The following is a 23,510-nucleotide window of genomic DNA, read 5'->3' as shown; positions in this document are numbered from 1 at the left end:
TTAAATGGTCAATTAAAATCGGTAAACTAAAGAAATTCCCAACTTAGTTATACCCCAGTAATTCAATTCATCCGTACAGATCTTGGCACCATTGTCAATGTTATAGAATTCATCGAACTTCATATTGGCATAACCAACCCCTAAAAGAAACTCTGCGCCCCAATGTTCAGAAAAAGGTAACGAGTATCCATAAGTCAAACCTGCACCAAGGAGTGGACGTCCGGCTGTCTGATAACGAATATCTTTCCATTTCACATTAAAGACTCCAGCATGAGCATGAACACCTACAAAATGCCCTTTACCCACATTTTTCATCCACCATCGGACTTCCGGCTGAAAAAGTACAAGTCTCACTCCATGTTCTCTTTCAATATCCCATAAACTCCAGTCGAAAGGAAGCTCTAAAGAAAGTTTCCTATGTAATTGAATGTCTGCTGAAAGATTTGCTACAGCACCAGCCCAATATGCAAAATTTGTCTTAACCGAGACATAACGTTTAGCTATTCCTGTGTCTTTAACCGACTTTTTATCTGTACTTTCTTTTTTAACTGACTCTTTTTCTACCTTTTTCCCAATATTTATACGTGTCTTTGTTCCTTTTGTTTTAAGTGGTTTTTGATAAGAATATGTATCAGTACTTTTTAATTCACTGCCAGAAACATTATATTCAACATTGGATTCTTCAATTACTTCCTCTTCTTTTATACTACTTATTTCATTTGAAATAATCTCATTATTTTCAGATAATAAAGAATTATTATCTACCATTATTTCTGACTCTGTAGTAAAAGAAGCAGTAGCATTATAAAAAGAATCGGTATCTGAAGTACTTTTCTCTTCCATCGCTAATGAAATATGTTCTGACTTAATCTGTTGTTTTTCATTACAACTAAAAGTCATAAAAACTGATAAAAATAAGAGATTCGCAATCATATTATATTTCATTTTCATTTATCATAATTATTAATCTTTCGGTATAAATTTCAAATTTGATGCTTCAACTGCAGTATTATTACTCATCCATTCAGACAGTATTTTTCTGTGAGCCTGCAATATTTGCAAGTATTCATTCTCAACAGCCAAATTAACCATCTCACTTCTATCATCCTGCATATCATATAACTGCTCTCTATAAAGTCCCTTGTCATAAAGTACATACTTATATTTATCTGTTCTTACCATCCAGCCTTTTGTTCCTCCTCCAGTTTCCGTAAACACAGTTTCTGAAACTACATACGGGCGATGTGGTGCATTCAAATCTCCTTTTTCTGCAATATTTCTCACACTCAGCCCTTTCCTTCCTGATGGGAATTCAGTTCCTGCCCAATCACAAACACTAGGCATAATATCAATACCATTGCTTACAAACTGAGACAAGACTTTGCCTGAATTCTTACCACCGGGAAGACAAACTATAAAAGGAACATTAACTATTTCTTCATAAAGTGCTGTCTTCTGATTCCATTGGTGCGCACCTTGGCCGTCACCATGATCACTTGTAAATATAATTACAGTGTTTTCCCACAAATTCTGGCGATCTATTTCATCCAGTATCTTTCCTATCTCCTTATCGACAGTTTCCACGAGTCTGAAATAAGCATTTCTATATCTACGCCAGTCGTCAAACGTATAACCGCTTGTAGGGGCAAGACGATAAACTAAAGATTTCTCATACTTCAGCACATCTGCATCATAAGGTGCTATTTGAAAATTATCAGGAAGATTTGGACAATCACCTATTTCAGGTTCTTTTATATCCGCATAAGGAGTATTCTGCTTACGCGCATACTCACATATATTATGAGGATTGTCAAAAGATGCTACCAGGAAGAAAGGGGTATCGTGTCTTCTTTTCAAGAAACCAACACAAGATTCTGCCAGTCCAAAATCATTATGTAAATGCAAACGTTCAAACCCAAATGATTTTTCTTCGGGCAATGAATTAGTATGTACATGCCATTTTCCTGCATATGCACATTCATATCCTGCATTACTCACTATCGTACCAAGAGTGTTTTGCACAAGCGAATCCGGCAAAGGGAGACCATTTGCAATCTGCCCTATTTCACTCGGCATATATCCGGTAAAAATAGAAGAACGAGAAGGACCACTTATAGGAAATGTACAGTAGGCATTCTCAAAACGTACACCTCTACTGGCCAACTTATCCATGTTAGGAGTATATAAATCAGGATTACCTGCACAACTCATAGCATCAGCTGATTGCTGGTCTGTCATTATTAGAATGATATTAGGCTTCTCCTGTTTGGCAAACACACTTACCGGAATCATTATCCCCAATATCATTACGTTTGGTATAAAAAACTTCATAGTATCAATATTTAGGATTATTAATATTATTCAACTTATAATTTATTTGCATTTCATCCAATGGTATTGGGAAAAGTTCGTGTTTACCTTTTTCATAATTATCTCCAGCTATATAAGCTTTCTCCGAACTGGCATTTACTACTGATTTATCACCTGTAAGTTTTACTGCTTCAGCAAGAATTCCCCATCTGACAAGATCGAATCTTCGATGAAGTTCGAATGCCAACTCAAAACCTCTTTCCCAATACAATGCAGTACGAATACGCCCTTGCTCATTTCCGTCGTCTATAAAAGGAAGATCATAAACCTTCGGAGCTTTATAAAAGTCTGAATAATTAGAAGAATTTATCTGAGTAGCCTCAGCACGTTCTCTTACTTTATTAATAAGAGACCATGCCTCCGTTGTTTTCCCTAGTTCATTATAAGCCTCAGCAGCCATAAGAACAACATCAGCATAACGTATATTGCAGTAATTTACGTCAGTCAGATTTGGATCTCTATAACCGACAGGCATCCATTCTCTTCTCCATTTTCCCGGATACCAATTCTTCTTACTTCTTTCCTGACTTACCTTTACGTGATTATACTTTTCTTTATCCCACTCATATTTGTAACGGCAAATCATGACATCCCGACGTTTGTCGTTTGAGTCAAAAAAATCATACCATTCCGGAATTACACGAAACAAGGCATTAGCTCGTCCCATATACTTTTTACTTTCTGTATTTTTAATTACAGGTGCATCAACATAAGGACCATTGTAAGTTCCCCAGTATCCTCTTGCTCCTGTTTTACCATCAAGCGTATAAAAAGCAACCTCAAATATACTTTCCCTAGTATTTAATTTACCTGCAGAAAAGCTCTTGAAAAGTTCTTCATACCCACCTTCATAAAATCCATGATTACTTTCTGCAAAAGCCTCCCATTCTGAGACAATCTGATTATAGTACTCATGTCTTATTTCATCATCTGGTCTGGTAAGCTCACCGTTCATATTAAGGCTATAACCAGCTCTGAAAAGCAAAGCTCTCATAAGTAAAGCTCTAGCTGCACCTTGAGTTGCACGTTCTGGCGAATCCGCTTCGGTAGCCCACTCGAGATGTGACTTGGCAAAACAAAGATCATCAACTATCTGATTATAAATTTCATCACGTGAAGTTCTTGGCTGATATGTATCTTCATAATTTGTGGTATAGAATGTCTTATATGGAACATCACCCCAATATTTAACAAGATTGAAAGAAAAGAAAGCACGCAAGAATTTTGCTTCAGCCACTAAACTCTGTAAGACTGCAGATTTACTATATCCTTTCATTTGTTCTATTCCTTCAATCATATAATTGGCACGTTCCAATCCCTTATAAGTATCATTCCAAACACTTTCTACGTATTTATTTGTTGTGGAAAGTCTATAGTGAGAAATATCCCTTCTGGCATTATCTGAATTTGTTCCACTAACATAATAAGTATCATCTGAAGAAGCAAAAGCCATTTCATTATCACCATACAAAGAAGGCAAAACATTATATATTCCCACTATTCCCATCTCTGCGTTTTCTTCCGATTTGAAGAATTCCGATTTCTCGTAATAGGAAAGAGGTCTTTCTGTCAGTTTATCCTCACACGATGAGGCAAACAATATAACAGATACACTAATCAATATTTTTTTAATAACAGCTATCATGATTATTAAGATTTATAATGTCACATTTAATCCGAATACAAATGAACGATTACGTGGATAGGCTCCGAAATCTACTCCCGGAGTAAGATTGTTGCCTTTTGTAGAAACCTCCGGATCAAAACCTGTATAAGGTGTAACAATAAAGAGATTACTTGATGTGAAATACAATCTCAGCTTTTTTATACTCCAGTTTCTAAGCATACTGCGAGGAAATGTATATCCCAAAGTCAAGTTACTTAAACGAAGGAATGAAGCATTTTCCACAGCCCATGAATGAACATAATAGCTACCTTGCTGTAAATCTGCCACGGAAGCAACAGTCTTTCCCTGATTTATTTGTTTCAACAATTCAGGATCAGTAACTTTATTTCCTTCAGAATCTATAGTCATCCATCTGTGTGAACTGTTTGCCAGATCAAGAGCATTTCTGTTTGTACCGCCTATAAGAGTATTATTCAATTTTGTTGCATTCAACACTTCTCCACCAATACTATAAGTAAAGAAGAAGCTAAAATCAAAACCTTTATATGATATTGAATTGTTTAAACCTCCATATACAATGGGATTAGCATTTCCAATTACCGTACGATCATTATCGTTCACAATACCGTCATTATTAACATCAGCAAATTTCCAGGAACCTGGTTGTACTCCATCCCTAACAGGAACACCATCCTTTAAAGTATATGTACCTGTAGAAGGATCATAATTAAAATCATCTACTTCATAAAGCCCCAATGTCTTAAATCCATAGAACTGTCCAATCGGCTCTCCTACGGCTATTTTATGAGTATTCTGATTAAATCCGAACTTAGCCTCCTCAAGAAAATAATCCTCACCTGACAGAGCTTCAATCCTGTTTCTATTAAAAGACATATTAAAATCAGTACTCCAAGTTAAATTATCATTCTGTATATTAACAGAAGAAACAGACAAATCTACACCTACATTTCTCGTCCTACCGATATTTCTCAACATAGTGGTATAACCAGAAGAGGCAGGAACTTTAGAATTAAGCAAAAGATGTGAACTCTTATTCAAATAAAATTCCGGAGAAATGGTAAGCCTTTGATCGAAAAAGCCAAAATCAATTCCCATATTAAAAGTCTTATTGGACTCCCATTGCAAATTTTCGCTTGGAATTGCAGAAGGAGCATAACCCGGCGACATGGAAGTGTCACTCGGATATGTAGCTGAAGACAGCAATGACAACGATGCATAACTTGCTATACGATTATTTCCTGCAAGACCGTATCCTGCACGAAGCTTTAAATCGGAAAATACATCCAGTTTTTTTATAAAATCTTCTTCACTAAGTCGCCATGCGGCAGATACAGACGGGAAAAATCCCCATTTGTGATTCTTGCTGAATTTTGACGACCCGTCTGCGCGTACGGTAGCAGTAACAAGATATCGTTCCTTGAAGTTATAATTAAATCTCGAAAAGAACGATAAAAGCTTATCGTCATAATTTACATTAGAAGTAATAGTACCTGGAGTACCAATACTAGTATCATTCAATCCAATATCATTATTAGGGAAGTTTGTTACTGTAGAATTAACCCATTGTGTCCACTTGGATACCCATTCCTGACCAAACATTGCAATAAATTTCTGTTTTTTGGTCTTGTATTCATAGTTAAAGACATTAGATGTCTGAAAACTTCCATTCTCCGAATACTGTATACTACCATTTATACTCGAACGCTTGGCTATAGCTGACAATTCTCCATAGAAACGATCACGACGAAGAATATAATATCTGGTACCAAGAGAACTTTTAAATGTCCAACGTTTACTTATACGGAAATTTAATCCTCCGTTAATCTGAAACGTGCGGGCTGTTCTATCATCTGTTTCCTGCTCTGCTGATATTAGAGGGTTCTGCATAGGATTGGACTCATCATCTACCAGCAATGGGTCCTCCCCTTCTAACAGACCTTGTTCTGTTCCTGTAATACCTGCAATTGGACGATACTGAATAATATGTTCCATCTTATTGAAACGGGCATTACCTTCGGATGTTCCCATTCCGTATATTTTCTGTTGAGTAAAGTTTAAACGTGCATTAACAGATAAACGTTTTCCACCTTTGTGCGAAACATTAAGTGATATATTATGTTTTTCATCACCACTATATACCATAGCACCTAGGTTTTTGAAATAAGCATAGCCCATACTGAAACTTGTATCCTTATTACCTCCTGAAACATTTATTCTATAGTTCTGACTAGTTGTAGTACGTCCCAATACTTCTTCCTGCCAATCTATTCCTCTATCTGAATAATTCTCATCAATTTCCATAAATGAACCGTATAAGTTCTGAAAACGATTTACACCATCTTCACCATTAAAATAAAGATTTCTTTCATAATCCAATATCGCAAACTCTTTGGAAGACAATACAGGCAGCTTTTTCGCTATTTTTGCAAAACCTATATAAGTGTCGAAATTCACATCAAGTTTGGAACCATTCTTTCCCCCACTTTTAGTTGTGATAACGACAACACCATTTGCACCACGTGCACCATATATAGCAGTGGCAGAAGCATCTTTAAGAATATCTATACTTTCAATCTCACCCGGATCAAGGTTTGACATTCCATCTTCACTGGGAAAACCGTCAATTATATAAAGAGGTTCATTGCTTTGAGTGATGGATATACCTCCACGTACACGTATAGAGACAGAAGCTCCAGGTCCACCTTCTGACTGAATTACCTGTACACCAGCCACACGACCCGCCAATGCCTGCGTTACGTCCGAAGTAGGTGTTTTCATAATATCATCACTTTTTACAGAAACAACAGAACCTGTAAGATCACTACGTTTCGATGTTCCGTATCCGATAACCACAACTTCATCAAGAACTTTATTATCCTGCTTCAATTTTACATCTATTACCGTACGGCCTTTCACTGCAATCTCCTGCGAAGCCATTCCTATAAAAGAGAATATCAGAACGTCGTTTGCTTTTGCCGAAATAGTATACTTCCCTTCCATATCTGTAATAGTACCAACATTTGCATTACCTTTAATACGAATATTAGCCCCAATTACTTCAAGCCCTGTATCATCTACTACCTTTCCTGATATGTTTATGTTCTGTGCAATTAAAGTTGCACAAAACATAAACATAAAAAGAAAACCTGTTACTAACTTTTTATACACATTTTTCATAATACTATTCTTTTTCAGCTATTTTACGACTGCAAATATATCTGATTGTATCATATTAAAATTTCAAAACCGTTTTATCTTATTTTGATTACGTATTATTTCTTCAAATCATTATAGCGTTTCAATGCTTCCAAATAATAATAATCAGCATAATTTATTGGTGTATCAATTTCAGAACCATGAGGAAGAGAGCCTACAGAATGCATGAGTACAAAACCCTTGTTTTGACCTTTTTCAGAAAGGTATTTTTTTGAAGATAGGCTTTTCAATATTTCTTCCGCATAATCAAAATATCTGTCACCATTTTCTGCAAATGTACTTAATTCTAAGAATGCAGAAGCTATAACAGCTGCAGCAGAAGCATCACGCGGAGTTTCTCTTTTTATCGGAGCATCAAAATCCCAATAACAAACCTTATCTGATGCTACATTACGTTTTATAATCATTTCTGCTACATTAACAGCCTGATTAAGAAATTTCACATCTTTAGTTTCTCTATAACAAGAAGTATATCCATACACAGCCCAACCTTGACCACGAGCCCAAGCCGAATCATCGTTTTTACCTTGATGAGTACCTTTCAGTTCAACAGAACCGTCATCATTATAACTCACAACATGAAACGAAGTAAAATCAGGACGGAAATGATGTTTCATTGTCGTATATGCATGCTTGATTGCCACTTGTTTATACTTTTGGTTTCCTGTAAGATTAGTAGCGTTAAACAATAAATCAAGATTCATCATATTGTCTATTATAACCGGGTAATTCCAATGCCCGAAGTCCCATGATCTTATACATCCTATCTGCACATTGAATCTTGAACACAAGTTTTCAGCTGTTTCTACTATCACATCCATGATACTGTCATTCGGAGCAAGACGCATTGCATTACCATAACTACAGTTTATCATAAAACCAATGTCATGATTATCTTTATATTTACTGATAGGAAACATTCGATTGGTATAATCTATAGCTTCATTTTTCAAATCAGCATCTCCTGTAAGCTCGTACGCATACCACAAACTTCCAGGGAAAAAGCCACTTGTCCAGTCATATATATTGCAATTTCTCCTTGTTCCTAATTTTTCTTTTGGAGGATTAGCCCATAAAGAATCGGCAAAAGTAGAAGCATCACGTTCCAACTGACTTTCCAAGAAGCTAACATCATATCCTGTCCATAAAGAACGTGGCATCACTACAGAATCCTTTAGTTCTTGTGCCGTGAATTTCAGTTGATAAGATGCAACATCAAGTGCATCACATACCCATTTCTCATTATTTACATTAGACTGACATGATGAAAGAAATATGCCAGATAAAAACAAATTCAAAAAAAATCTCATAATTATAGCTATTTAATTATTACACATGTAGGTTTTAATCTTCTATCAGTCATTTCTTCGGTCTTCCATTCACCATCTATGCAGTCGTATAGAACAGAAGCATTCTTATCTTTTAGTTTATATATTTTTCTTGGTTCAATTTCAATACTTTTTTTACCATAACCAAACTTTGATTTTCCATCGGTTATAATTATACTGGCAGGTTTACTTACATTCAATTCGGCTGATATGTTCCATCCACCCACTTGTATGCCTCCTGACTTATGACAACGTACTATCTTACGTTTCTCTTTTCCATCCTGATCTATTATTATAACGGTAAGTATCCTATTATATTTTGAAGGATGGAAAGTAGCCTTCAAATGCCAATATTTCTCCAAACGTTCACCTCTAACAGCCAGATTTTCATCAGGCTGTTCGGTAAAATCATTTGTCTGCGAGTATATACAAGACTGTTCCGATATAATATAAGCCGTAGCGGTAAAACCACCTTCTTCATTATGAGTAACCAGTGTATTATCATTTATATTGAAACGTACAGGGCTATGCAGCAGCCAGTCCCATCTAACATTTTTCTTTGCCTCCATTTCGTCATATAAAACAACAATATCCTTATCAAGAACAATAACATGGCGAAAGAATTTTGTCAAAGGAGTTTCTCCAAACCCATTTTCAGGAGTCTGCTCTATTCCTACTTTACTGAAGTTTTCGTTCCACATAGGATACTCACTAACACCACAATACGCATTTGAAGCGTCTCCCAATGCATAAGTTATGTGTTCACCTTTCAGCATACGAGTTATTTGCCCATAAGCCCTTGTAGTAAAAGGTTGACCTATGCCATCTACTAGAATTGTGTTATGAGCCCTTGTATGGCGATATGACATTATATTATGAGCATCACTGAAATTCATATAATATCCTGATGAACGATAAACAGGTATTCCATTATAATGAATATTAAATGCATTCTGATTTGAATGAGTATGACTGCCTGAACCAAACGGACTAGAACGAAAACTCAAATACATACCATGTTTATAATCCGACAAAGAATCAATATATATCATCTCTCCACTATCTTTAAACCACACTGATTTAGAGACGTCAGAGGGTAAAGAATTATTTACAGGACGTGATTTACCACTCAACATTCTGTAAAGCCTCAACTCATAATCAGTCTTATACAATTGATTTATAGAGGAATACCATGATGCATAAGGATCACCTGTCTCACGGGCAAGAAAGTCCGCAAATGCGCTACGGATACGCAACGGCTGGTCATTGGTCTTTTCATGCCCATCGCCAAATCCTGCAGACAGAGATTCAGGAGGCCAACTATAAACAAGTCCTTTACCCGCATTTCTATACCATGGATGCTTAAGAAAATCTACACCTGTCAGATACGAAAACAACGAAGCCATATAACTTAAAGTAACTGCATTTGCACTGAAATAGCTTGTCCCATTATGCCAGTTCCCATCTCTATTAAGATTTGCAGCCGGAGCTTTACATGTCCATATTTCGTAAAGATATTCTAAAATCTCCTTCGCCAAAGGATCTTTATCGTGAAAGACCAAAGCAGCCTGAATAAATTTTCTTACAGGAAACTGCCAAAAATGATTGTTAAAAACATGATTTTCTTCATGTCCATACATCAAATTACGATAGTATTCAAACACATTAATAACAAGCTCCTTGATCTTTGTCCTTTCTTCTACTGTCAAAATTGAATAACATGTTTCATACACATTAGCCATAAAAAAAGCCAGGTCACCTGCAAAAAAATCATTTGCCAGACGAGATTCTTCAAATTCCACTGACAACAAACGCCTGGCAAACTGCACCATTTTATCAGCATATACCTGACGATCCATTAGGATATATGCGGTTTGCAATTTAACTGCAAGCTCTGACATTTCACTCAATTTATTATAAGGATTAACATCAAAAGTATAATTTGCCGCAATTCCTTGCCTTGCCTGACTTATCATGTCATTATACTCAGGATGTTTATATATATCTTTTCTAGCATTCTCTATTTTGTCAGACAAGAAACAATATATTCTATTTCCTTTTTTAGGAACATTTGAAAGAAATACATCAAAAGAAGGAGTTACAAATTCGGGGATATCATCAGTAATCTCGAAAGAATAGGTTTCACTCCATTCTGAAAATTTACCTTCAGCAGAAACATTACGAAATCTCCAGTACCATATTCCCGGTTTCAAAACCTGGTGGGGATTGAACATACACCACGGACGAATTTCGGAATATATAGTAGCATTATCTGAAAATTTATTATCACAAGATAATGCAAACTGTATATTCTCTTCCTTTTTCATAGATAATGGTACAAATAACGCACACGGATTTATATATAAAGTTACCCCTTTTTGTGGATACGGAACAGTCCTTACATTCTCATGAATGTAATTATAACGTAAAATCGAATTAACGTCAACAATAGACAAAAACAATATTAGAAATGTAAAAAGTAATTTCTTTAATTTATTATTCATGGTATTAAGTTTTAATGTCACAAAAGTAGTATGTACCAATCATTTATCATTTTCAATACTGTTGCAAATACTTTCAAATCCGTTTCGTTTGGCAGAATTCATAAATTTATCTTCATTTATAAACGATATCAAAGATAACTATCATTATTATTCCTATAATTTGTAACTGAAAAGTATATATTTTCACATATTATAATTACCTTTGGTTTTAAACTATATTAATGGCTATAAAATTAACTGTATGACCAAAAACAACCTACTTACAGAACAACTGAGATATACAGGCGAGAACATATGTCCTACCAAAATAAATCTGTGTTCATATAAGAAAGACTCCATCACGTATCATAAGGATATAGAACTAGAGCATCTTCAGGAATTAATGAACGAGGACGAAATAAACTGGATACAGATTACCGGTATGCAGGATACTGATAAAATAAAAAATATATGCCAGATGTTCTGCATCGATTTTCTGACTACTCAGGATATCCTTAATCCGGAACATCTCACAAAAGTGGAAGAACACGATGATTACAATGTAATAATCATCAAGCTCCTGACGATGAACAAGGATAGAGATTATGAATCGATGCAACTATGTATCATTCAAGGCAAATCATATGTTCTCACATTCGTTGAAAAAGAAACAGATTTCTTCAATGAGATTATTTCCGCTCTGAACAAAAACACATTGAAGATCCGTCACCGCCAGTCGGACTATCTGCTAAGTGTGATACTGAACAGCTCCATGGCAAACTTCATGTCAGTGCTGACAACCATGGAAGACGAGCTGGAGGATATGGAAGAAGCCCTAATAGTTCCCCACAATCCGGACGCACCGGGAATAGAAAACATACAGAAATACAGAAAAAACTACCGTATCATAAAGAAATGTATCTTCCCGATGAAGGAACACATCAACAAACTGTTTCATGCCGACAACGAACTGCTGAACGAACAGCAACGTCCGTTCTTCAACGATGTGAACGACCACCTGCAATTCGTACTTCAGACAATGGAAAGCTGTCGTGACCTTATAACAGCCATCGTTGACCTATACATATCAAGAAACGACCAACGTCTGAACGACATAATGAAACAGCTCACCATAGTTTCCACTATCTTCATCCCTCTGACATTCCTTGCCGGAATATGGGGAATGAACTTCGAATGGATGCCCGAATTGCACTGGGAATACGGATACCTTTTCGCATGGGCACTGATGCTGACTATGGGTATCTCACTTTTCTTCTTTTTCAGACACAAAAAATGGTAACAGACTATGCGTAAACAGGAATTATACAATAAGGTTATAGAATATTTTGAGAAGGCAATGCCGGTGGCAGAGACAGAGCTACATTACTCAAACCCTTTTGAACTGCTAATTGCAGTGATACTTAGCGCGCAATGTACGGACAAGCGTGTGAACATGATAACTCCACCGTTGTTTCACGACTTCCCTACTCCGGAAGCCCTTGCCGCAAGCACTCCGGAAGTGATATTCGAATATATCCGCAGTGTGAGCTACCCCAACAATAAGGCCAAGCACCTCGTCGGAATGGCAAAGATGCTCGTAAGCGAATATAACAGCACTGTGCCGGATACACTGGAAAAACTTGTGAAACTACCTGGTGTGGGCCGCAAGACCGCCAATGTAATACAAAGCGTGGTATTCAATAAAGCCGCAATGGCAGTAGATACACATGTGTTCCGCGTGAGCCACAGAATCGGTCTGGTACCGAAATCATGCACCACTCCGCTTGCCACTGAGAATTATCTGATGAAATATATTCCAAAGGATATTGTTCCTAAAGCTCATCACTGGCTGATACTGCACGGAAGATATGTCTGCATTGCACGTTCGCCTAAATGTTCGGAATGTGGATTAAACGGAATATGTAAAGAATCCCTTAAAGTCAAACCTGAATAAATTATTCATATCAACATAAATAACATAACTCAAACAAGAAATAATATTACACCATGAAAAAATTAAATCTTTTATTATCGGCTTTATTTATAAGTCTGACTTGTTCCGCTCAGGAATCATTATGGGGTGGACAGAACATCACTTCGCCTGAAATACACCCGAACAATACCGTAACTTTCCGTTTTCATGCACCCAAAGCTGTTCAGGTAAAGGTTACAGGCGACTTCCTGCCTACTGTAAAAATGGATACTCAGTTCGGTAAGGTAGATGTACCGGGATATGCCGAGCTGAAAGAAGGCAAGAACGGTGTTTGGGAATATACCACTCCACAACCTCTTGCTTCAGAGCTTTACAATTATTCGTTCATAGTTGATGGTCTGAAAGTGACAGATCCGAACAATGTATATGTGAGCCGCGATGTAGCATCCGTTTTCAATATATTCATAGTAAAGGGAGAGCCTGGCGACTTGTACAGTGTAAACAAGGTTCCCCATGGAACGGTAACGAAACGCTGGTATCACAGCGACGCCTTAGGCTATGACCGCCGACTGACTATCTATACACCTGCAGGTTATGAAAACAGCAACAAGCGCTATCCTGTGCTTTATCTGCTTCACGGAATGGGTGGCGACGAAGATGCCTGGACCACTCTTGGAAGGACAGCACAGATAATGGATAATCTGATAGCTAAGGGAAAGGCAGAACCTATGATAGTGGTGATGCCAAACGGAAATGTAGATCAGGAAGCTGCTCCTGGAGAATCGTCTTTAGGAATGTACAAACCGACAATGAATCTTCCAAGAACAATGGAAGGCACCATGGAGACTACCTTCCCTGAAATAATGAAATTCATAGAAAAGAATTACAGGGTTGAGAATAAAAAATCCAAACGTGCCATAGCCGGCCTTTCAATGGGTGGATATCATTCACTTCATATCTCCAAAGAATATCCGGACAAATTCGATTATGTAGGTCTTTTCTCTGCAGCAATACTTCCCGATAAGGAAAAAGATTCAGATATCTATAAAAACATGGAAGAAAAACTGGCTAAACAGTTCAGCAAAGCCCCTAAACTTTACTGGATTGCAATTGGAAAGACAGACTTCCTGTATAATGCCAACGTGGAGTACAGAAAGCTGCTTGACAAACACAACTACAAATATGTGTATAGAGAAAGCGACGGCGGACACATCTGGCGCAACTGGAGAATATATCTGTCTGAATTTGCTACAATGATTTTCAAATAATAATTCCAGGACTAGCATGATTGGTTTTTTAAAGAAAAACATTGCCGTAATACTGTTTATAGTATTGTCATTGATTTTTGGAGGATGCATCGGATATTCATTAATAATTTTTTTCGGCAAGGAACAAGGTTTTGTTTCTCTTATAACAAATCTGTTGCTTTCATTCCTGATAATGATTGTATGTATCTTCATGCAGATAATAATACATGAAACGGGACATCTTACTGTAGCTCTGATGCGCGGATGGAAATTCATTTCCTTTATGGCATTCGGTTTTATACTGACCAAGCGTGACGGGCACTACAGACTCTCTACCATGAAACTTGCGGGTGCCGGAGGGCAATGCCTTCTGCTCCCACCCGAAAATGGAGACTCGGATTTCGGGATTATGCTTTACAATCTTGGAGGCGTAATATTCAATCTGATGTTTTCCGTCATTAGCGGGATATTGTTGTGGACATGCCACGAATCGCTAAACCCATATCTGAATATATTCCTGATGCTGTTTGCAGGTGTAGGGATATGCTTTTTTCTGGTAAACGGTATTCCTTCCACTTTCTCAGGTATCCCAAACGACGGTTACAATATATTGCGACTCAGAGAAGACAAGTTCTCCACACAGGTGTTTCTGGATTCACTCCGTTTTCTGGCAAAAACACAAAGTGGCAAAAGGCCTCACGAAGCTATGGAAGAGTATTATTCAGACAATAAGCGGCTCGACATGTCGTCTCCGTTTCATGTCTGTGCCCTTACCATGGATCTGGCTGTGGCACTTGACAGACTGGATTTCGATAAAGCACATAATCTGATAGCCTTAGCCGAAGAAAGATGGAATGAAATAATTCAGATATACAAAAACGAAATAGCTATGGAACGTCTGTTCCTCAATCTGATAGACAATGGTGATAAAAGCAAAATCGAAGAGGCTATCAATGACAAAAATATTATGATTTACTTGAACCAGAATGCCACATTCCGACCTTCCGCGTTAAGAATCCAATATGCCATTGCCCTGATTTACGATAAAGACCGTGAAAAGGCAGACAAGATTATGGAACGTTTCAACAAAATTTCCGAGAGTTATTATAACGTGGGCGATGCCTTATGCGAGAAAGCTCTGATGAAATACACTTCCGTATTTTATAGTGATATAAGCAAACAGTAAATTTTATTCCTTTATAAAAAGCGAAAAAGAGCAACCGAAGCCCTGAGACCTTGGTTGCTCTTTACGTTTATATCAGAATATGACAACTCCTACAGACAATGCCGAGAACTCCGGACCATACGTAGTGTCAAGCACCTTACATGGGCTATACTTTACATAGAACCCTAAAGTATTGAAACCGAATGAAGCCTGAATATCAACTGTCACTGGAGTCTGATGAATATTATCATCCGTCAGTTTAAACTTTTCTCCATTCAGCTTGTAGCGTGTCTTCATACTGGCATGCGTATTGAAATTGATAATCGGTCCGAAACTGAAATTGAAGTTATTTTCCGTTTTATGAGTAAACATAACTGGAACGGACCAACTGAATACCTTGATACGAGAGAACTGAATATCAGCATCTTTAGGATAAGCACCGATAGACATATCCGTACCAGGCTCTTTTACGAAACGCTGCTTTCCGGTCATACGGTAATTACGCCAACTGCAAGCCACACCGATGGAAAAAGATGTATTTGTTCGCCATGGATAATATTCCCAACCAAACGAAGGAGTAGTAATTTCCCATGAAGAACCCATGGTTACATCCATATTGTCGGGAGCTCCCTGAACTGTGGAAAGTCCTATTTTGAAGTCCTTGACCACAAATGCATTCCGTTTACGTTTCTGTTCTTCTGTATGCTTTCTGAACGGGATATTGAAATCCCAGTCACTGTTACGTTCTTTTGTAACCGAAACATCCGAAGGGGATATTTCCACCTCACGGACATAACGGAAATCCGGATTGTCTTTCTTTCCGTCAATTTCTACCTTCATGCGGTTGTTTGACTCTGTTATTGTTACCCTATCAGGGTTATCAATACTCATTACATTCTCAACCTTCAATGAGTCTTTACTTTCAGCATACCCGCCTGCCGCAATCAGCAATGTTGCTACAAGCAAAATCATTTTCTTCATATCTTTATAATGTTTTATTTGTTTCTTCCTATTTAAACATCTGTTTCAGTTCTTCCAGGGTAACCTGTCCTTCCATATATACCACCGTAACTTCCGGTTTCTTTGTACCGTCAGAAACCACAGAGGTATTTCTGTAGAACAGATATCGGTAACTTTCATCCTGTGGCGGGAAACAATAGAAACCATAATACAACTGTGTACCAATTTTCCCAACTTCCTTGTCAACAGCCGTTTCCGCATCCTTTACAACAAGTGCCTCTATCTCATCCGACAATGCCGGAGCATCTGTTACTGTCAGACTACGGAAAAGCGTCAGATGATATTTCTTCAGTTCCTTACCTTTGATAAGAACCTCTACCGCCCTCTTGTCATGCTTGAAGCGACCGTCGAACAAGGTTTCCACATGCATACCCTTCTGTGCCGACATAGGCAGCACAGCCAGCATGGTAATTCCCAGTATAATCAATCGTCTTATCATATCTCATTATTTTTTAGTTTTCAACTGATGTTCCAATTGTCTGAAAGATGTCCGACAATTGTTCCTGAACTGTTTCCTGTGGCAAATCATGTCGCACTTTATCGATGGATTTCATAGCCTCCGAAAAAACTATTTCCTTATCAGTGTAACGCTCACCGTTGATATAGGCCACACAGACGTTAGTCCTTTCTGCCACCTGCCATACAGCAGTCAAGGCCAACACACCCGTAATAGCTGCGGCTGCCGCATAATATCTCAACCGTACTCTACGCGTACGCTGCCTGTTATGTATTGCACGTCCTGTAGCGACAAATCCCATTACGGCACGAAGCTCGTCGAACTCCTTCCCTTGCGAAGCCGGTGTGGCGAGAAAACGTGCCAATGCTTCTTCTTCAACATCTGTTGTCTGGGCTTCAAAGTAGCGTTCCGCCAACTCTTTCCACTGCTGATAAGTTCGTTCGTTTTCTTTCATCGTTCCATCTGTTTTAAATAACAATCCCTGATTTCTTTTCTTGCTCTCGACAGTTGCATCCGCACAGCCGGTTCCTGCATTCCGAGTATTTCGGCTATTTCATCATACTTTTTTCCTTCATACTCTTTCATCCGTAAAATCTGTTGTTGCAGAGGTGTCAGCCTGAGTTCTATGATACGTTCCAACGTGCGGAAACGCTCTTCTCTCTCAATACTCTCATCCGCCTGGTCGCAAACGGATTCATCTCTGTTCTCATCCAACTCTACAGTAGGAATATTGTTCCTCTTGCGCAGTGTGTCAATACACAGATTTTTCACCGTCACTACCGTAAGTGCCTCTGCTTCTTCGCGCGAACCGATCTTGTCAGCATGTCGCCACAACCGGAAGAAAGCCTCCTGAAGTGCATCGTCGGCATCCTCCTTATTGGGGAGGAAACGCATTGCAAGCCTGAGAAAATTCTTCCTCAGTTCTGTAAAAGTCGATGTCAGTGTTTCTTTACTCATGCTTTTTATCGGGTCCGTACTATTCGTTTTCAAAAAGGTAAACGTAAAGATATAGGTTTTGTAACAGAGAAGATGAATATTTTTTTATTTTTATCTGGGAATATTCGTTATTTAGCAGCAATTACATTCCTGATAAAAATATACTCAAAGCTTTGTCAAATTCAAGGAAAGAACATATATTTGCAAACGTAACACATTGATAATTAATATATTAAATATAATAATAAATAAAAATAAATATGGAATTAAAAGAGAAAATCAAGAACTTCAATTTAAGAGAACATGAAGGAATAGATAAGGATGACAAGAACGGTAAAATATCTGAAGCGTTCAAGCCTATAGCAGAAACTATATTGTCAGGCCATTTTAAAGTCACCAAGAACAACAGTGATTCTTATGTAACCGTCCACCCTACCTGTGTTGAGATGTATTACCATGAGGAAGGAGAAGGTGAGGATAAGATTAAAGACTATATTGTATATCATAGAGACAGTAATGATGGAAAAAAGATGCCTGTATTTCCAATAGGAGTATTACACAACCACGTTTCCGGAATAGACATAACTTTTGAAAAAGTAGTCGATAACTTGCCTGTTAGATTCTCCGCTTTGATAAAAGAATTTTGGATAGATAAGAGTAATAAGAAAGAGGAACAGACTGAAAAGTACGGTGAGGAAAACATCAAAGTATGCTCTGAATCAAATCCTGAAAAAAGATCCACTTACCTATATGAGGCATTATATTCTCAATATTCTGTATTTGATGGTTTTAGTGTGAAATGGGTTGACGGCAACGAGAATGACAGAAAAAAGATACGCTGTGTGAATACTAGATTAAATGTTGCTGAGTATGATCATTTTGAGAAGATACCAGCATCAAAGACTAAGGAACAACTAACAAAAAATAATAAATACAAACAATGCCAAAGAATGTGGAGATACTCAATAAACAAAGATTGATATGATACCCGATTACCAATGTAACGCAGTCTATTTCTCAGAATGGCTTAAAAACGATTATCCTGATATATACCATGGATTGGCAAGAATATTGAACAGGCATAATGTAGCTTATGACATCATTCCAAACACAAAGGATGTATGGTGCAGGGACTACATGCCGATACAGCTTGATAAAGAGAGATACCTATGCTATGAATATAAGCCAGACTACTTGATGAATAGCGCAAGCAATCGAAAATATATTACAGATTCACTGGACATATGCCGAGACATGCAATTAAAGATAAAGGACACTCCTCTAATCATAGACGGAGGTAATGTCGTTAAAGTTGGAAACAAAGCAATAATGACAGAAAAGGTCTTTGTAGAAAATCCGACAGTAAATGAGAATACTCTAAAAAATCTTCTGGAGGAACAGATGGAATGTGAAATCATCTTCATTCCTTGGGACAGAGCTGAAAAATATGGTCATTCTGACGGGATAATCAAGCCTATTTCCGACAATTCCATACTTATGACAAACTATCACGACTTTGACAAGGAATACAGCAATGAAGTGATAAATAGGCTTTCCGACAAGTTTGAGATAAAGATACTGTCCTATAACGTCAAAAAAACATCACCAGAAAGTTGGGCTTACATTAACTTCCTGACTGTAGGAAATCTAATTGTATTGCCATCTTTAGGGAAAGAAGAGGATGAGCAGGCATTGGAACAGGTTAATGCATATTACCCCTATTACACAATCGAGCAGCTCAATATTTCTGATTTGGTAAAGGATGGCGGTGGTATCAACTGCGTAAGCTGGTGCAGATATGCAAACGAACAGGAAACAAGATATCTGAAATTGTACAATAGCCTTGATTATGAAGACGATTCAACAAAAAACCGCATGTTCACCGATGAAGAGATAATCTTCATGTGTAAACATAACATAAGAAAATTTGCCGACAAATTCCCGGGAATAGCCGAATACTACATGAAATGTCTGGATGATTAAATCTTATTCTGTCCATATATAAAAAAATGAGTAACCGAAGCCTAGCAACAGTTACTCATTTTTTCGTTTCATGCTAACTCACTCAGAAACAAACAGATACAATTAAATCCAACTGTTTGGATATTTCATCAAATCGTTGGTTCAAATCAAGGGTTTTAACGAGAAATCGGTTTTTACCTATAACAACATCAAGTTCAGGAACTGTTTCCTCTTCCGTTTTTGCGTACAGCAAAACGCCTGAAACATTACCTGAATTATCACAATCCTTATTCTTAACATAAGTAAAAATCTGATACATATTTCCAGAATGAATAGTAGATTTACCAAACTGGGTTTGAGTCATACTACCATAATACTTGGTGTCAATTATAAGTGTCTTATCTCCATTATGTAATGATATATCTGTTTTCATTGAAGGCAAAAAATCAACAACAGCGCTTTCTGTATCATAAATATCCCATTCAACCATATCCGAATTTGCCTTCAAATATTTGTGATGCTTACGGTAATACTCCAACACAAAACGTTCAAAAAGCTTGTTCATGTGTTCATCAGTAAATGTAGCCATCTTAAACTCGCCTTTCTGAGTTGTCATCAAAACTCCATCAACAATAAAATAGCATATATTCATCAGCATCCTGTAATTCTGATTATTACGCTGAAATCTCAATAATTTCCATTTTACTGTCATCAGATTTAACTCATGAACATTTCCAAAGAATGGCAAAATAGAACGTAAACCTTTTTTATATTTATGACGTAAACTGTTATTCCTAATCAATAAAAGTATTGTACTTTTTATTATCTGATTGAAGATATTATCCTCTGACAACTCATCATAATCACATCCCAACAGACTTTTATGTTGTATCATACAGTTGATGGTATCTTCAATATCCAAACGTCCTTTCAACACAGGTAATATTTCATGACAATTTACATATTCTTTATATAGTCCTTGTTTCAGCTGCAACGAAACACCTTTATACAGAATTTCAGCAAATAATTCCAATATCTGCTCGAAATCCTCCTTTGCAATATCATCATAGTTGTTCTTACGTAATTCCTGAAAAGCATAAGTCAACATATAATAAATATTGCGAACCAATATGCCTTTGTCTCTAGTCATTCAATGCTGATTTTAATTTTTCAGACCATTCATTAACTTTATTCTTATTATCGAACCAATATTCTTCAAGCATTGGGATGATATCATACTCTACCACTCCCCTTAAAAAATCATCAGTAACATCCACAGGATTTTTAAAACATAAATAGCTGTGACCTATTTCAAATCCGCTTCCTAAAGAATCATCCTCTATTATCTTTTTATTAAGTTCTATTATTTTCCTGACAAGTTTTTCAAGTTTTGGATTTGTTACCAATGAACATTTCTTCTTAAAACCTTCTGTTTCAAATCCTGGTTTGATATTAAAGAAACTGAATCTTCGGCGAAGAGCATAATCTATCATAGCTAGACTTCTGTCGGCTGTGTTCATCATTCCTATTATATATAGATTTTCCGGAACATAGAACTTTTCGCCTGTATAAGCCAGTGTCATCTTATTCTTTTCGCCACGATAATCTTTTTCAATAAGCATAAGCAGTTCACCGAAAATCTTTGACAGATTACCTCTATTTATTTCATCAATTATAAAGAAGTAGTCCTTATCCCTATTATTCTTTGCAAGGGTGCAGAAATCATAGAAGATTCCTTTTCGAAGAATAAACTTATCTTCTACAGGTCTGTATCCCATTATAAAATCTTCATACGAATAATTTTGGTGAAACTGTATGAAGCATATACGACTGTCATCTTTAACTCCCATAACAGAATATGCCAATCTTTTAGCGCTGAACGTCTTTCCCACACCTGGTGCCCCTTGTAGAATTACATTCTTCTTTACTTTCAACTGGTGAGATAGTCTATCGTAATCCTTTTCATCCATGAATACTTCATTAAGGAAATCCGATTTACTGTATTTCTCCAAAGACACAACATCCGGCAACTTATTGCTTTCTCTGATAAGATCAATGATAATCTCATATTCAGCACAAGTCAATTTAAAGAAACTACCATTAGGATTAACAAGGAATTCCATATTTCTCAGTTCCGCTATTTCCTTAATAGTAGAAAAGTCTATAGGTGAAGATAATGTCTCTGTTTTCCTGAACATTATCTTTTCTCCATCATTGGCTTTTGCCACTTCGGCAAGTCCTAAAATCTGTTTTGTAGGATTTGATTCATAACATACTACAATATCACCTTCCTTGGCATCAATAAAATTCTGATAAATACGTCGCTTATTGCCGTTATCATTAAATAATGTATAGTCCTGAAGATCTCCTACCACCCATTCAGACATACTCCAGACCTTAGGGTTAGCATTAAGCCACCAATAGTTTTTGTTTTTTATGGGTACGGGAACAGATTCCATCACTTTATAATTATCAACATTAAAAATCTTCTTATTCTCACTTTTGCCAGCTATTGAGAACTTTATAGGCTTACTAATGGAATATACAAAATCGACTGTAGCAGTTTTCATATAGTGATCAGGATAACAATCACTTGTCATTACGTTTTTAAGCATATGACGCAAATCAGAATCGTACATCAACATTTCGGATATTTCATCATACAACTTATATACCATAATAACAGCTTCCGCTTTCTTGGCAAACAATTCTTTCCCATTAATTTCTTTGAATATTTTTTTCGCAACAGCCGGCTTGTATATATAATATTTATCAGGGAAACGAAGCCATAAATATATACTTATCACAGTATAACTCTGAAAATGATTTTTATTTCCATCAATATCCCATTTTGAATGAATATACTTAATTCCTTCTATAAATGACTCTATTCGTATAACCAAGTCTTGACTTTCATCATACAACATTTTAAACAACAAACGTACTTCTTCAGGATAAGATTCCGCATAGCTTCTTATCATTTTACCTGGAAAATTATTCATGAATGCCAATAAATTCCTTGTTCTTAATAAAGACGATTTTAACATTGAAGAAAAATCCTTAGCATCAATATCCCAATTATCCTGGAAGCACTTTACAGCCTTCCATTTGTATATCTCATATGGTATCGTATCATTAAATTTTTCTTTGTACTCGTGTATTAGTTCTTTCAACTTTAAATTATTCATAGTATTGATATTTAAATTTATTTATAAGGCCTTCCCCGCCAATAACGATTCATACTGATAACTTGTATTCTCATAATACATAGAACTATTATAGTCATCAATTTTAGTAATAATCCATGAATTATAGACTTTTATAAGGGCACTAATTATGTCTCCATCCGAATTATCAGCAAATTTAAGGATAATACGTTGTAGTACTTTACCAATATCCCAATGTGTAGGAATACCGTCTTCAGCCTTAGATACATTATCATAGTGTCCTAGAACTATACCATATTTATTAATAATTTCGTCTGTTACCTTATCAATATTCTCGCAATGATATACCTCTGCCAATTCATAATAATGCTCCAGTCCTTTCCGACCTAAAGCATTGACAATGACACTACGTTCATTTTTTGTTTGCCTTCCGATATATTCTATTAAACTGCATAAAAAGAACAAATCATTCTGTTTACTGTCTTCTCTTCCATTCATTTTTATTTCCTCATTATAAATGACTAAAATGCAATGTATTTCCAAAAATAATAAAAGAACTCTTTCCTTGCAAACCAAGA

Annotated in this window: 19 protein-coding genes; 6 read left to right on the top strand and 13 right to left on the bottom strand. The window is 36.7% G+C overall.

What is annotated here, in order from left to right; all coding sequences use genetic code 11:
- Window positions 1–12: 12 nt before the first annotated feature.
- The 6 genes from OCV82_RS11895 to OCV82_RS11870 all read right to left on the bottom strand — a co-directional run bounded on the left by OCV82_RS11895 (window position 13) and on the right by OCV82_RS11870 (window position 11,066).
- The gene (locus OCV82_RS11895) at window positions 13–951 is read right to left on the bottom strand and encodes a DUF3575 domain-containing protein (RefSeq protein WP_262543630.1); all 939 of its coding nucleotides are present in this window, start codon (window positions 949–951) and stop codon (window positions 13–15) included.
- A 12-nt stretch (window positions 952–963) separates the two neighbouring features.
- On the bottom strand, window positions 964–2,331 hold the full coding sequence (locus tag OCV82_RS11890) for a sulfatase family protein (RefSeq protein ID WP_154044586.1): 1,368 nt from the start codon (window positions 2,329–2,331) through the stop codon (window positions 964–966).
- 4 nt (window positions 2,332–2,335) lie between these two features.
- A complete protein-coding gene (locus OCV82_RS11885) occupies window positions 2,336–4,015 on the bottom strand; it encodes a RagB/SusD family nutrient uptake outer membrane protein (protein WP_154044585.1) in 1,680 nt (559 codons plus the stop codon).
- A 12-nt stretch (window positions 4,016–4,027) separates the two neighbouring features.
- A complete protein-coding gene (locus tag OCV82_RS11880) occupies window positions 4,028–7,195 on the bottom strand; it encodes a SusC/RagA family TonB-linked outer membrane protein (protein WP_154044584.1) in 3,168 nt (1,055 codons plus the stop codon).
- 95 nt (window positions 7,196–7,290) lie between these two features.
- Complete coding sequence (locus OCV82_RS11875) at window positions 7,291–8,544, bottom strand: DUF4995 domain-containing protein (protein WP_154044583.1); 1,254 nt, start codon at window positions 8,542–8,544, stop codon at window positions 7,291–7,293.
- An 8-nt stretch (window positions 8,545–8,552) separates the two neighbouring features.
- Entirely contained in the window at window positions 8,553–11,066 is a 2,514-nt protein-coding gene (locus tag OCV82_RS11870) for a DUF4962 domain-containing protein (RefSeq protein ID WP_154044582.1), read from the bottom strand.
- Window positions 11,067–11,307: 241 nt separating this feature from the next.
- Here OCV82_RS11870 and corA point away from each other — a divergent pair, with 241 nt between their 5' ends.
- Genes corA through OCV82_RS11850 form a run of 4 tightly spaced genes read left to right on the top strand, consistent with a single transcriptional unit; the run spans window position 11,308 to window position 15,411 of the window.
- Window positions 11,308–12,345 (top strand): magnesium/cobalt transporter CorA, encoded by a 1,038-nt coding sequence (corA, locus tag OCV82_RS11865; RefSeq protein WP_154044581.1) that lies wholly within the window; start codon window positions 11,308–11,310, stop codon window positions 12,343–12,345.
- A 6-nt stretch (window positions 12,346–12,351) separates the two neighbouring features.
- Entirely contained in the window at window positions 12,352–12,999 is a 648-nt protein-coding gene (gene nth / locus OCV82_RS11860) for an endonuclease III (RefSeq protein ID WP_154044580.1), read from the top strand.
- Between the two features lie 53 nt (window positions 13,000–13,052).
- On the top strand, window positions 13,053–14,246 hold the full coding sequence (locus tag OCV82_RS11855) for an esterase (RefSeq protein WP_154044579.1): 1,194 nt from the start codon (window positions 13,053–13,055) through the stop codon (window positions 14,244–14,246).
- A gap of 16 nt (window positions 14,247–14,262) precedes the next feature.
- Window positions 14,263–15,411, top strand: coding sequence for a site-2 protease family protein (locus OCV82_RS11850; RefSeq protein ID WP_154044578.1), 1,149 nt, complete (start codon window positions 14,263–14,265; stop codon window positions 15,409–15,411).
- Between the two features lie 72 nt (window positions 15,412–15,483).
- On the opposite strand, the gene OCV82_RS11845 is transcribed toward OCV82_RS11850, so the two are convergent.
- Genes OCV82_RS11845 through OCV82_RS11830 form a run of 4 tightly spaced genes read right to left on the bottom strand, consistent with a single transcriptional unit; the run spans window position 15,484 to window position 17,824 of the window.
- The gene (locus tag OCV82_RS11845; RefSeq protein ID WP_154044577.1) at window positions 15,484–16,371 is read right to left on the bottom strand and encodes a hypothetical protein; all 888 of its coding nucleotides are present in this window, start codon (window positions 16,369–16,371) and stop codon (window positions 15,484–15,486) included.
- Between the two features lie 28 nt (window positions 16,372–16,399).
- Window positions 16,400–16,849 carry a DUF6108 family protein gene (locus OCV82_RS11840; protein ID WP_262543629.1) on the bottom strand — a complete coding sequence of 150 codons (450 nt, stop codon included), beginning with the start codon at window positions 16,847–16,849 and terminating at the stop codon, window positions 16,400–16,402.
- 13 nt (window positions 16,850–16,862) lie between these two features.
- Window positions 16,863–17,321 (bottom strand): hypothetical protein, encoded by a 459-nt coding sequence (locus tag OCV82_RS11835; RefSeq protein WP_154044576.1) that lies wholly within the window; start codon window positions 17,319–17,321, stop codon window positions 16,863–16,865.
- On the bottom strand, window positions 17,318–17,824 hold the full coding sequence (locus tag OCV82_RS11830; protein ID WP_154044575.1) for an RNA polymerase sigma factor: 507 nt from the start codon (window positions 17,822–17,824) through the stop codon (window positions 17,318–17,320). Before OCV82_RS11830 ends, OCV82_RS11835 begins: the two co-directional genes overlap by 4 nt.
- A gap of 239 nt (window positions 17,825–18,063) precedes the next feature.
- On the opposite strand from OCV82_RS11830, the gene OCV82_RS11825 reads away from it, so the two are divergent.
- Together OCV82_RS11825 and OCV82_RS11820 are read left to right on the top strand one after the other, a co-directional pair.
- Entirely contained in the window at window positions 18,064–18,783 is a 720-nt protein-coding gene (locus tag OCV82_RS11825) for a hypothetical protein (protein WP_154044574.1), read from the top strand.
- Window position 18,784: 1 nt separating this feature from the next.
- Window positions 18,785–19,786 (top strand): agmatine deiminase family protein, encoded by a 1,002-nt coding sequence (locus OCV82_RS11820; RefSeq protein WP_154044573.1) that lies wholly within the window; start codon window positions 18,785–18,787, stop codon window positions 19,784–19,786.
- An 82-nt stretch (window positions 19,787–19,868) separates the two neighbouring features.
- On the opposite strand, the gene mcrC is transcribed toward OCV82_RS11820, so the two are convergent.
- The 3 genes from mcrC to OCV82_RS11805 are packed head-to-tail and all read right to left on the bottom strand — an operon-like array spanning window position 19,869 to window position 23,430.
- Complete coding sequence (gene mcrC, locus OCV82_RS11815) at window positions 19,869–20,915, bottom strand: 5-methylcytosine-specific restriction endonuclease system specificity protein McrC (RefSeq protein ID WP_154044572.1); 1,047 nt, start codon at window positions 20,913–20,915, stop codon at window positions 19,869–19,871.
- The gene (locus OCV82_RS11810; RefSeq protein ID WP_154044571.1) at window positions 20,908–22,953 is read right to left on the bottom strand and encodes an AAA family ATPase; all 2,046 of its coding nucleotides are present in this window, start codon (window positions 22,951–22,953) and stop codon (window positions 20,908–20,910) included. The genes mcrC and OCV82_RS11810 overlap by 8 nt, the downstream gene beginning before the upstream one ends.
- 21 nt (window positions 22,954–22,974) lie before the next feature.
- Window positions 22,975–23,430, bottom strand: a complete 456-nt coding sequence (locus OCV82_RS11805; RefSeq protein WP_258321716.1) for a hypothetical protein — start codon at window positions 23,428–23,430, stop codon at window positions 22,975–22,977.
- Window positions 23,431–23,510: the final 80 nt, after the last annotated feature.

Source organism: Bacteroides cellulolyticus, assembly GCF_025567135.1.
GTDB classification, from domain to species: domain Bacteria; phylum Bacteroidota; class Bacteroidia; order Bacteroidales; family Bacteroidaceae; genus Phocaeicola; species Phocaeicola cellulolyticus.
This window is presented reverse-complemented; position numbering and strand designations above follow the sequence as displayed.